The organism is Kordia algicida OT-1, assembly GCF_000154725.1.
GTDB classification, from domain to species: domain Bacteria; phylum Bacteroidota; class Bacteroidia; order Flavobacteriales; family Flavobacteriaceae; genus Kordia; species Kordia algicida.
In genome coordinates, this window is record NZ_DS544873.1 from 2,892,625 (window position 1) to 2,904,992 (window position 12,368).

The 12,368-nt window shown below is 33.8% G+C and carries 13 protein-coding genes; 12 read left to right on the forward strand and 1 reads right to left on the reverse strand.

The features are described 5' to 3' along the window. The first annotated feature begins 504 nt into the window (after positions 1–504). The 7 genes from KAOT1_RS12260 (at position 505) to KAOT1_RS12290 (ending at position 7,517) form a co-directional block, all read left to right on the forward strand. A complete protein-coding gene (locus KAOT1_RS12260) occupies positions 505–1,251 on the forward strand; it encodes an electron transfer flavoprotein subunit beta/FixA family protein (RefSeq protein ID WP_007095141.1) in 747 nt (248 codons plus the stop codon). Positions 1,252–1,324: 73 nt separating this feature from the next. Then, a complete protein-coding gene (locus KAOT1_RS12265) occupies positions 1,325–2,293 on the forward strand; it encodes an electron transfer flavoprotein subunit alpha/FixB family protein (RefSeq protein WP_007095142.1) in 969 nt (322 codons plus the stop codon). A 94-nt stretch (positions 2,294–2,387) separates the two neighbouring features. Next, positions 2,388–3,032: a bifunctional nuclease family protein gene (locus tag KAOT1_RS12270; protein ID WP_007095143.1), complete on the forward strand. Its 645-nt coding sequence runs from the start codon at positions 2,388–2,390 to the stop codon at positions 3,030–3,032. A 12-nt stretch (positions 3,033–3,044) separates the two neighbouring features. Next, positions 3,045–4,808 (forward strand): NupC/NupG family nucleoside CNT transporter, encoded by a 1,764-nt coding sequence (locus KAOT1_RS12275; RefSeq protein ID WP_007095144.1) that lies wholly within the window; start codon positions 3,045–3,047, stop codon positions 4,806–4,808. Positions 4,809–4,924: 116 nt separating this feature from the next. Continuing rightward, positions 4,925–5,749, forward strand: coding sequence for a thymidylate synthase (locus KAOT1_RS12280; protein WP_007095145.1), 825 nt, complete (start codon positions 4,925–4,927; stop codon positions 5,747–5,749). 22 nt (positions 5,750–5,771) lie between these two features. Next, the gene (locus KAOT1_RS22020) at positions 5,772–6,605 is read left to right on the forward strand and encodes an energy transducer TonB (protein WP_007095146.1); all 834 of its coding nucleotides are present in this window, start codon (positions 5,772–5,774) and stop codon (positions 6,603–6,605) included. A gap of 318 nt (positions 6,606–6,923) precedes the next feature. After that, a complete protein-coding gene (locus KAOT1_RS12290; protein WP_007095147.1) occupies positions 6,924–7,517 on the forward strand; it encodes a GNAT family N-acetyltransferase in 594 nt (197 codons plus the stop codon). 57 nt (positions 7,518–7,574) lie between these two features. Here KAOT1_RS12290 and KAOT1_RS12295 read toward each other — a convergent pair whose 3' ends face one another. Further along, positions 7,575–7,871, reverse strand: a complete 297-nt coding sequence (locus KAOT1_RS12295) for an isoamylase early set domain-containing protein (RefSeq protein ID WP_007095148.1) — start codon at positions 7,869–7,871, stop codon at positions 7,575–7,577. Positions 7,872–8,221: 350 nt separating this feature from the next. Here KAOT1_RS12295 and KAOT1_RS12300 point away from each other — a divergent pair, with 350 nt between their 5' ends. From KAOT1_RS12300 to lspA, 5 genes are all read left to right on the forward strand, one after another. Further along, complete coding sequence (locus tag KAOT1_RS12300; protein ID WP_007095149.1) at positions 8,222–8,692, forward strand: hypothetical protein; 471 nt, start codon at positions 8,222–8,224, stop codon at positions 8,690–8,692. A 21-nt stretch (positions 8,693–8,713) separates the two neighbouring features. Then, positions 8,714–9,646, forward strand: coding sequence for a dihydrofolate reductase (locus KAOT1_RS12305; RefSeq protein ID WP_007095150.1), 933 nt, complete (start codon positions 8,714–8,716; stop codon positions 9,644–9,646). 143 nt (positions 9,647–9,789) lie between these two features. Then, a complete protein-coding gene (locus KAOT1_RS23435; protein WP_202944330.1) occupies positions 9,790–10,803 on the forward strand; it encodes a DinB family protein in 1,014 nt (337 codons plus the stop codon). A gap of 120 nt (positions 10,804–10,923) precedes the next feature. After that, positions 10,924–11,811: an ACP S-malonyltransferase gene (gene fabD, locus KAOT1_RS12315; RefSeq protein ID WP_007095152.1), complete on the forward strand. Its 888-nt coding sequence runs from the start codon at positions 10,924–10,926 to the stop codon at positions 11,809–11,811. Positions 11,812–11,827: 16 nt separating this feature from the next. After that, positions 11,828–12,334, forward strand: a complete 507-nt coding sequence (gene lspA / locus KAOT1_RS12320) for a signal peptidase II (protein ID WP_040559523.1) — start codon at positions 11,828–11,830, stop codon at positions 12,332–12,334. The last annotated feature ends 34 nt before the right edge of the window (positions 12,335–12,368 follow it).

Sequence of the window (12,368 nt, forward strand, 5' to 3'; positions counted from 1 at the left end):
GAAAAACAAAAATAACAATTAATTCTAAAACTTAGAATGACAAAATCAAACATTTCTCAAACTCATGTCTTTTTGTGAAATCTTTAGTAAAATCGGCATTCTTTTGCTAAATCTTCTTTATTTTTTATTTCGAGAAACATCAAAAATTACCTGGATGTTTACATAGGTAGAAAATGTTGTACAAAAAAACGGACAAATCTTTCTTTTTTTGAATAAAAATTTCAAAAAATGAAATCGCAAATAATGATTAAAATACAAGTGAAAAGTTTTATGAAAACGTTTGCATTCGAGAAATTTCTACAAAAACAAAAGAAAAACAGCAATGCTCATTATTATAAAAAACTGAGAAATTAGACTCAAAATCGCTTAAATATTACAGATAATTAAAAAAAATAGATGGAAAATGAAAAATAATTGAATTTTATTATGCATGCATAGCATTTTTAGAGAAATTATCAGTATCTTCGTAAAAAATTTCAAAAAACACTAAAATATATATTACCCATGAAGATATTAGTATGTATTAGTCACGTACCTGACACTACTTCAAAGATCAACTTTACAGAAGGAGATACTAAGTTTGATACCAATGGTGTACAATTTGTTATTAACCCAAATGATGAGTTTGGTTTAACGCGCGCTATGTGGTTTAAAGAAAAGCAAGGTGCATCCGTAGATGTTGTCAATGTAGGAGGCGCAGAAACTGAACCAACATTACGTAAAGCATTAGCTATTGGAGCTGATGGAGCTATCCGTGTGAATGCAGCAGCAACAGACGGATTTTTTGTTGCAAAACAATTAGCAGAAGTTGTAAAAAACGGTGGTTACGATTTGGTAATTGCAGGTAGAGAATCAATTGATTATAATGGTGGAATGGTTCCTGGAATGTTAGCTGAATTAACAAATGCAAATTTTGTAAACAACTGTATCAGTCTTGAAATTGACGGAACTAATGCTACTGCAATGCGCGAAATTGATGGTGGAAAAGAAACTTCTTCTACATCACTTCCATTAGTAATTGCTGGTCAAAAAGGATTGGTAGAAGAAAGTGATCTTCGTATTCCAAACATGAGAGGAATTATGATGGCGCGTAAAAAACCTTTAAATGTAGTAGAACCTGTAGATGCTTCTGCTGAAACAACTGCGGTAAAATTTGAAAAACCAGCTCCAAAAGGTGCGGTAAAATTAGTTGACGCAGACAATATTGATGAACTTGTAAACTTACTTCACAACGAAGCAAAAGTGATTTAATCAATATTTAATTATTTCAATCTTTAATTAGATCCTGAATCAAGTTCAGGATAATTTTAAAAAAATTAAAATTATGTCAGTTTTAGTATATACAGAATCAGAACAAGGAAAATTTAAAAAAGCAGCTTTCGAAGTTGCTTCATATGCAAAAGAAGTTGCAAACCAATTAGGAACCACAGTTACAGCTGTTGCCATCAATGCAGATAACACTGCTGAGCTAGGAAACTATGGAGTAGATAAAGTATTACATGTATCAGCAGATTCATTAAAAGACTTTAACGCAAAAGCTTACGCTTCTACACTTCACCAAGCAGTAGAAAAAGAAAATGCAAAAGTAGTAATCATCAGTTCAAGTGCCGATAGCAAAACAATTGCACCAATTTTGGCAGTGAACTTAAAAGCCGGATACGCTTCTAACGTAGTTGCTGCACCAACAAGCACAAGTCCTTTTACCGTAAAAAGAACGGCTTTTACAAACAAAGCATTCAACATGACAGAAATCAACTCTGATGTAAAAATTGTTGGAGTTTCTAATAATGCGTTTGGATTGGTTGAAAATTCTGGTGACGCTGCAGCAGAAGACTTTTCTCCTAACTTAGACGATTCATTATTTGGAGTAAAAGTAGATTCAGTTGATAAAGTAACAGGAAAAGTTACTATTGCAGATGCAGAAGTTGTTGTTTCGGCTGGTAGAGGATTAAAAGGTCCAGAAAATTGGGGAATGATCGAGGAATTAGCAGACGTTTTAGGCGCTGCAACTGCCTGTTCAAAACCAGTTTCTGACTTAGGATGGAGACCTCACGGAGAACACGTAGGGCAAACAGGAAAGCCAGTAGCCTCAAACTTATACATTGCTATTGGAATCTCAGGAGCTATTCAGCATTTAGCTGGAATCAATGCTTCTAAAGTAAAAGTTGTTATCAATACTGATCCTGAAGCACCTTTCTTCAAAGCAGCAGATTACGGGGTTGTGGGAGATGCTTTTGAAGTTGTTCCACAGCTAATCGAAAAATTGAAAGAATTTAAAGCGAATAACGCATAATTTTTTTTAAATTGTGCCCAACTAAGGGCTGTCTAAAATGGGTAAAGCCTTCTTTTTAGACAGCCTTTTTTTATATGAATGCATTCAGACACAAATGAGTTTAGTAAAACTAAATATAAAAGGAATCTCATATAGCCAAACTCAAAATGGAGCCTATGCGCTTATTTTGAACGAAGTTGATGGAGACCGAAAACTACCTATCGTTATTGGCGCTTTTGAAGCCCAATCTATTGCCATTGCACTCGAAAAAGAAATCAAACCCCCGAGACCACTTACACACGATCTTTTCAAAAATTTTGCCGATCGATTTGATGTCGTTGTCAAACAAGTCATTATTCATAAATTGGTAGATGGTGTTTTCTATTCGAGTATTATTTGCGAACGCGATAAAATTGAAGAAATTATAGATGCGCGAACTTCCGACGCCATCGCTTTAGCTTTGCGTTTTGACGCACCAATTTTCACCTACAAAACCATTTTAGACAAAGCCGGAATCTTCTTAAAGTTAACTTCTAAAGAGGAGGAAGAAGCCGCTGAAAAAGAAAGTATTGTGGTTGATGAACTTTTTACAGATGATGATAGCTTGGATACGGTTGAAGCTACCAAAGACAACAGTTTGGCTTCTCTTTCACTTCAAGAATTATACAACATGCTAGATGGCGCTGTGGCAGATGAAGATTATGAAAAAGCAGCCAGATTAAGAGACGAAATTTCCAATAGAGAGGAAGACAAAAAATAAACACCTATTCACATGCAAAAATTTGTAGCAAGTATTGTAATTGTATGCTGTGTGCTTTTTAATGTACAAGCTCAAGAAAATGAAATTGATGGAACGTGGGACTTTAGCAGTATAAAAAACTCACAAAATGAAGCAATTATTCCTGTTACAGATGCTGACAAGTTAACGCTAGAAGTTGGAGAGTTTCAATACCAACTTGCGGCAAAAGATCATTTAAAAGCAAGCGGAGATTATATTTATCAAAACAAACTTTTGGTATTTTATTACAACGAACCGACAGACACCATTCGCAAATACAAAATCACGACACTTACTGATTCGACGTTAGTCTTTAAGGAAAAAGGTGTTTTTTATCATTTTGAAAAATCTGAAGACAAAACTGATGAAGTTGTAGCTACTGAAGATGCCGAAATACAACAAATTTTACCCAGCGAAGGATTTACATTAAATAGTTTTTTACGTGGAGTGTTGGGAATGTTTGTCTTACTTATTATTGCTTTTTTATGCAGTAGCAATCGAAAAGCCATCAATTGGAAAACGGTTGGACTTGGTTTGGCTTTCCAACTTATTATTGCTATTGGAGTTTTAAAAGTAGGATTTATAAAAACTGGATTTGAACTTGTAGGACAATTATTTATAGAAATACTAAATTACACCAAGGCAGGAAGTGAATTCTTGTTTGGTGGCATGATGAATGTAGAATCTTTTGGATTTATTTTTGCTTTTCAAGTACTACCAACAATCATCTTCTTTTCTGCACTCACATCTGTTTTATTCTATTTAGGAATCATCCAATATATTGTAAAAGCATTGGCAAAATTACTGACCAAATTACTCGGGATTTCTGGAGCAGAAAGTTTATCTGTTGCCGGAAATATCTTTTTAGGACAAACAGAAGCGCCTTTATTAATTAAGGCATATTTAGAGAAAATGACACGTTCCGAAATCCTGTTAGTAATGATTGGTGGAATGGCAACCGTTGCAGGAGCAGTTCTTGCTGCATACATTGGATTCTTAGGTGGCGATGATCCTGATTTACAATTGGTATACGCAAAACACTTATTAGCCGCATCCGTAATGGCAGCACCAGGCGCAATTGTAATTTCAAAAATATTATATCCGCAAACGGAAAAAATTGATAATGACGTAAAGGTTTCGCAAGAAAAAATAGGTTCAAATATACTAGATGCTATTGCTAATGGAACAACAGAAGGCTTAAAACTTGCTGTAAATGTGGGAGCTATGCTTTTGGTTTTCGTAGCGTTTATAGCAATGATTAATGGAATTCTAGGATCAATTGCAGGATTTGATGGTATCACGATAGCCTCAATGAATATTGATTGGCATTTTACATCACTTAATGAAGTTATTGCAAATAATACTCCCTATGAATCTTTATCTCTTGAATTTATTTTAGGCTACACTTTTGCACCGTTGATGTGGTTGATTGGAGTTGACAGTCAAGATATGTCTTTAATGGGACAATTGTTAGGAATTAAACTAGCAGCAAGTGAATTTATAGGATATATTCAATTAGCAGAATTGAAAGATGTTACCAATGCTGTTCATCTTACGTACAATAAGTCGATCATCATGGCAACATATATGTTGTGTGGTTTTGCCAATTTTGCTTCGATCGGAATTCAAATTGGTGGCATTGGCTCTTTAGCACCAGGACAACGTAAAACACTTTCTGAATTTGGAATTAAGGCTTTAATTGGTGGAACAATTGCTTCGTTAATCTCAGCTACCATTGCAGGAATGTTGATTGGATAAATTACAGTTAATAACCTATTGATAAAATACAAACGCTTTGGTTTATAATCAATGCGTTTTTTTTATTTTTACTAACCACAAAAAACTGCATTGCAACGCTATTAAAACAAAACATCATGAGACAATATTTAGATCTTGTAAAACATGTATTAGAACACGGAAATGAAAAAGGAGATCGTACAGGAACTGGAACCAAAAGTGTATTTGGCTACCAAATGCGTTTTGACCTCAGCGAAGGTTTTCCTATGGTGACCACCAAAAAATTACACCTAAAATCTATTATTCATGAGTTGTTATGGTTTATAAAAGGAGATACAAATATTAAATACCTTCAAGAGAATGGCGTTCGCATTTGGAATGAATGGGCAGACGAAAATGGCGATTTAGGTCCCGTGTACGGTCATCAATGGCGAAATTGGAATAGTGAAAGCATCGATCAACTATCAGAAGTAATTGAAACTTTAAAAAACAATCCAAACAGTCGTCGCATGATGGTTTCTGCGTGGAATCCAAGTGTGTTGCCTAATACAAAAGTTTCATTCAGTGAAAACGTAGCCAACGGAAAAGCTGCGTTGCCACCTTGCCATGCGTTTTTTCAATTTTATGTAGCTGACGGGAAATTATCTTGCCAATTGTACCAACGAAGTGCTGATGTATTCTTAGGCGTTCCGTTTAATATTGCTTCCTATGCTTTGCTCACTATGATGATGGCACAAGTTTGCGGATACGAATACGGAGATTTTATTCACACTTTTGGCGATGCGCATATTTACAGCAATCATTTTGAGCAAGTAAAATTGCAACTTACCAGAGAACCCTATCCATTACCAACTATGAAAATTAATCCAGAAATTAAAAGTATTTTTGACTTTACTTTTGAAGATTTCGAATTGGTAAACTATCAACATCATCCGCGAATAAAAGGTGCGGTTGCTATTTAAAAATTCTCTTTAAATCAAATTTATGTCATTAAAAAACTTCCTAAGCGGATTGATCTTTTGCTTCGCTATTACTGCTTTCGCTCAAAAAAATAATCCTAAAGAAAATATTACTGCCGAATCAACAGTAATTGAAGGTTGTCAATACACCGAAGAAATATTTGATTGTTCTAAAGAAAAATTAAAAGAAGCTATTTTTAAATTTTTGAAACCTGCGGATGTATTAGCTGTAGCTGAAAAAACTAAAAAAGACACTATTTTTGTCCGCATGCAACTTGCCACAGATGAAATGGGAAAAGTGGTCCCAGAACGTTCTTCATTTAAATTTCATGAAACCGAAATGAAAACTATTGAAGCCACTGTAGCAACTCCTTTAGAAGATTTTCAAATTGAATTGGCGCCAATATCACAAAAACAAAATAGCTATATTGCCAATCATCTTTTTATAAAGATTGATAGAGAAAATAACAGTTTTATTCCTTTATACAATTATGTTCCTGAACGCATTCCGTTTAGCGGACCAGAAGTTGGAGTTATATATCCTGGATGTGAAAAAGCAGCAACCAACCAACAAAAAAAGCGATGTATGTCAACTGAGATTTCCGAATTTGTTAATCAAAATTTCAAAACACGATTGGGCAGAAAAGCAAAATTAAACGGAATTGTAAAAGTGTTTGTTGTTTTTAAAATAAACGAACAGGGAAAAGCTGTCAATATTCGTTCAAGAGCACCACATCCAATACTAGAAAAAGAAGCCATTAGAGTTATTAGAAGATTGCCAAGAATGAAACCAGCTACGATAGAAAATATTCCTATCAGTGTAAATTATACACTTCCTATTGTTTTTAAAGTGAAATAAATACTCTTTGAGGATTTTGGTGCTTAATTTGTAATATAAAAGATCCAAGCATAATTGAAGTATTTAAAAAAAGAAAGAATTTTAATCATTCTGAAACTGGCAACAAATCTTGATTTCGTGTAAGCTCTGGAGACGAATATCAAAAACGGATTGTATTTATCTGACCACATGTCAGTTGTTACAACAACTAACTGAAACATTAAAGAAATCTTCCATATTTTATATGGCTCAAAAACTCTCAAAGATTTACGTACATTTATACTTGAGCAAAGAATTGGTTTGCTATTTTTAGGCAATAATCAACCTAGATTAATCAAAATGATTTTACTCGATTTTAAAAAAAATTACATATTAGATAATGGTTTTGTGCAATTACGACCTTTACAAGCAGACGATTTTAAGCACTTATTACCGTATTCACTAAACGAACCCGAACTGTGGAAATATTCACTCACGCCAGGCAATGGTGAAGAAAATCTAAAAAAATACATTGCCATGGCTATTGAAGGACGAGCCAATGAAAAAGCCTATCCTTTTATTGTATATGACAAACGTTTCAACACCTATGCAGGTTCTACGCGATTTTATGATTTTCATCAAGAGCATCAAACGGTTTCATTAGGTTATACTTGGTACGGAAAAGATTTTCATGGAACTGGTTTGAATAAAAATTGTAAATTTTTAATGCTTCAATTTGCCTTTGAGCACATGAAAGTACAACGTGTAGAATTTAGAGCAGACAACAACAATAAGCGAAGTATTGCCGCCATGAAAAGTATTGGCTGTACTGTGGAAGGTGTTTTAAGAAGTAATTGCGCTTCCGCAGATGGCAGACGCGACAGCATCGTGTTGAGTATTTTGAAATATGAATGGTTTAGTCGAGTGAAACGTGAGTTGTTGAAGAAATTGTGAAAAACAAAAAAGCCTTCTACACTACATAGAAGGCTTTTTATTAAAGTCAAATTCTGATTATAAACTCAAAACTCCGTTTTCGGCAGCTGCATACGCATTCCATTTGTATGAATCTGCCTGTTCGTCGTTTGTATAGATTCCGTCAACTACATATCGAAACTCATATTCATTATCTTTTTCTAAATCGACAGTTCCTTTAAAAGTTCCGTTTTTCAATTTTTTTAAGCTTGTTGCTTCCGTATTCCATTCGTTAAAATTACCGACTACAGAAACTGCTTCAGCTTCTTTTGCAGCAACACTAAATGTTACTTTGCAAAGTGGTTTTGTTTTTAAATATTGCTTTTTAATTGCCATGATTTCAAGTGTTTAATAAGAATCAAATGTATATAAGAATTTTTGGGAAACAAATGAAAGAATTCACAAAAATGAAAGAATTACGATTTTGCTAAAAAATAGGTTTTAAAACCGTAAAGAATTGAAAAAAAACAGCTATAAATTAACAGATCAACAATGACAAAAACTGTTGTTTTTACACTGATTTTCAACGATATCGATTGCGTAAATTTTAACATTTTCAACAAATAAGCAACTTACATTCATCTAAAAAAAGTGCATTTCGTAGTGAAATGTTATCTTTTCGCTTCAACAGAATGTAGTATTCAAAAAAGAAAAGTATCTTTATATCATTAAAAATTTACATTGTAATGAAAAAATTTATTATTCCTGCTTTAATCTGTTTAACTGTGCAATTTGTTTTTTCTCAAAAAGCGACCGACATGTCTACACCAAAAGTTTCTCCAAACGGAACTATTAACTTTTCAGTGATGGACAACGCACCGCAACTTGAAGGTTGTAAAAGCGCAGGCACCGTGCAACAACAAAACAAGTGTACAGCAGCTAAGATTGAAAACTTTATTCAACAAGAATTCAATAACGACATTGCACGTTCTATTTCAAATAACAGTGCAAACAACGCTATATACATTCGTTTCATAATAAACAAACAAGGAAATGTAGAAAATGTTGGGGTTCGCACAAACGACTCAAACCTAAAAGCTGAAGTTGAAAGAATTATAAAAAAATTACCAACTTTCTCACGTGGAACACACAGAGGAACAAACGTTAATGTTTCGTACGCTCTAAACTTGAAAGCAGATAGACTTATCAGAAAGTAAACGCCTAGAAAATTCGCATACATGTTCGGTAAAAAAAAGAAGCCTACCACACAAATCGATCAAGAACAGCTTGCACTGATTGAAAATGCTCAAAAACGCATCAAACAGAAAAAGCGCCTATACTACCATTTGATTATTTTTATCATTGGTTCTGCATTACTTGTGTTACTCAATGTCGTTTTAGGATTTGGAAAAGACATTACACTCTTTCAAACAAAATGGTTTGTTTGGGCAATATTACTTTGGCTATTCATTTTTTTATTCCACGTATTTGATGTTTTTATTACCAACAGATTCATGGGAAAAGCTTGGGAAGCCAAACAATTGGAAAAGTTGGTAGCTAAGCAAGAATATCGTATTGAAAAACTCAAGCAAAAATTTTTAGAACAAGAAACAAAAGTTGCACAAGAACAAGCAATGGCAGAAATTGCTAACGAACCTGTTCCTGAAGTTATAGACCGTAGTTCTTTGGTAATAATTGTCGCTGCGGCTGAAAATAATGTCATCGGAAAAGACAATCAACTAATTTGGCATTTGAGTGACGATTTGAAACGTTTTAAAAAGCTAACTTCGGGTCACCATATTATCATGGGACGTAAAACGTTTGAAAGTTTTCCGAAACCATTGCCAAACAGAACACATATTGTCATTACGCGACAAAAAGATTATAAAGCACCAAAAGGCGTCATCGTTGTGCATACAATGAAAGAAGCCGTAAGTGTTGCGACACTTAGCGATGCAGAACCGTATGTAATTGGTGGTGGCGAAATATACAAACAAGCACTTCCGTTTGCTACCAAAATTGAATTGACACGTGTACATCACGAATTTGAAGGTGATGCGTATTTCCCTGAAATCGACAAAAAAGATTGGAAAGAAACCAATAACGTATTTCACACAAAAGACGACAAACACGAATATGAATTCTCTTTCCTTACTTATGAGAGAGTGTAACAATCACTAATATTTTACAAATGAATTTTCATAATTTCTTTTTAAGAAAGCATGCAATATGCTTTTTTATTATGAGCTTTTTTGCTTTGAACAGTCTATTTTCACAAAATCAATTATGGACATCATTTACGAAGTCTATGAAGATGACAACAGATGTAAAATTAAAATTTAAGCTCACTGCTTCTATGAAAACTGTGACAGATGACAAATCCGCTTGGTCTAGTATATGGGCACGTGTAGACAATACAAACAATGAAACTGGTTTTTTTGATAATATGATTGATCGACCTGTCGTATCTGACGAATGGAAAACATACGAAATCAACGGATATATTGATCAAAACACAAAGTCATTAAATTTCGGTGGAATTAGTATGTATAATGGTCAATTTTATTTTGATAATATTAAACTATACGTAGAAAATAAAAAAACAGGAGAATTAGACGAAATAAAATTAGAAAATCATGACTTTGAAAAAAAGATTGTCAATGATAAAATTCCTGATTGGGTTTATAATGATACTACCAATAAAAATTTCAGTTTCAAATTAGTCAAAGACGATGCTTCAAAAGGCAACTCTCTTTGTATTGTCGCAGAAGATATCAAAGTAGATCAAACTGATATTATTGGCGAGCGCGAAGGATATACACCACAAATTGGCACATTGATTTCTATGCTCAATAACTTAAGTTCACGCGTAGAAAGAATCGTAAAAAATCTGGATCAACGAGAACTAGATCATTTACATGATGAAAAAGCAAATTCTATTGGCGCTTTGATTATGCATTTGGCTGCAGCTGAAAAAATATACCAACTATATACCTTTGAAAATAGAGGTTTCAATGAAGAAGAAGAAAAATTTTGGGGACCAGCTTTACATCTAGATGACGCAGGGAGAGAAACCTACAAAGGTCATGATGTTGAATATTATTTAAATATTTATAAAGAAGTGAGAGCAAAAACGCTTGAAGAATTCAAAAAATTAGATGATAGTTGGTTAGCAAAAATACGTCCAGGGTATACTGAAAATAATCATTATTATTGGTTTCACGTTATGGAACACCAATCTAGTCATTTAGGACAAATATTATTTCTCAAAAAAAGAATTCCACCAGAACCAAACATCAATTTAGAAAAGAAAAAGAAGATTGATTAAGACTGAAAAATTACATTATTGCTTATAAAAGCGTACATTCCTAAGAATTCCTTATTTTCGCCAAATAAAATTAAACAAAATTTATTTTTTCCGTAAAAAGAAGAAATTAAAGAAACACGTATGAAAGCATATATATTTCCAGGGCAAGGCGCTCAGTTTACAGGAATGGGATTGGATCTTTATGAAAAGTCAGATATTGCACAACATCTTTTTGAAGATGCCAACGATATTCTTAAGTTTCACATTACTGATATCATGTTTGAAGGTTCTGCGGAAGATTTGAAACAAACGAAAGTAACACAACCTGCAATATTTTTACATTCTGTAATTTTAAGTAAAATACTTGGCGAGCAATTTAAACCAGAAATGGTTGCTGGACATTCTTTAGGAGAACTTTCTGCTCTGGTTGCTAATGAAACATTAACTTTTGAAGACGGCTTAAAATTAGTTTCGCAACGCGCTTTGGCTATGCAAAAAGCATGCGAAATGCAACACAGTACTATGGCTGCCGTTTTAGGTTTGGATGATGAAGTTGTTGAAAAAATTTGTAAAGAAACGCCAGGCGTTGTCGTAGCTGCAAATTATAATTGCCCAGGACAAATTGTGATTTCTGGGGAAATTGAAGCAATTAGAACCGCTTGTGCATCACTAAAAGAAGCTGGAGCAAAACGCGCTTTAGCATTGCCTGTTGGCGGTGCATTTCACTCACCTTTGATGGAACCTGCAAGAGAAGAACTCGCTGCAACTATTGAAAACACTATATTCAACACTCCTAAGTGTCCAATATACCAAAATGTAACAACTACTGCGGTAACAGATGCAAACGAGATTAAAAAGAATTTAATGTCTCAGTTGACTGCTCCTGTGAAGTGGACACAATCTATACAACAAATGGTTGCCGATGGCGCAACGCACTTTACGGAAGTCGGACCAGGAAAAGTATTGCAAGGTTTGCTACGCAAAATTGATCGTTCTGTAACTACAGAAAGTGCTATTTTCGGAGAATAATGTAAAGTAAACTACCATGAAAATTTCCAGATCACTTCGAATACTACTAATTTTTGCATTTATATTGATGAATGTTGGTTGCGATCAAGTTTCAAAATCAGTAGCACGAACGCATATTGATACGCATGAAAGTATTTCTGTGATTGGCGAATATGTCATTTTGACGAAAACAGAAAACAAAGGTGCATTTTTAGGTTTTTTATCTTCTATGGAAAACCCGATAATGAAAGGTATCTTTTTAATCGTTTTGCCAATTGCCGTATTATTGTTCATTTTACGCATCATTATCGTAAATACCGATTTGGATAGGTATATGATTTTCGGATTGTGCTGTATTATTGGTGGCGGAATTGGAAATTTATACGATCGTATTTTATACAGTTCAGTCACAGATTTTATGCATATTGATTTGGGCGGCATTTTTAAAACAGGAATTTTCAACATGGCAGATGTTTCCGTAATGCTCGGAACAGGTTTGCTAATTTTATCTTTTATCAAGAGAAAGGAAGTTTCTTTATCATAAGAGAAAGAATATCTTAAAATAAATAGCGGTAATT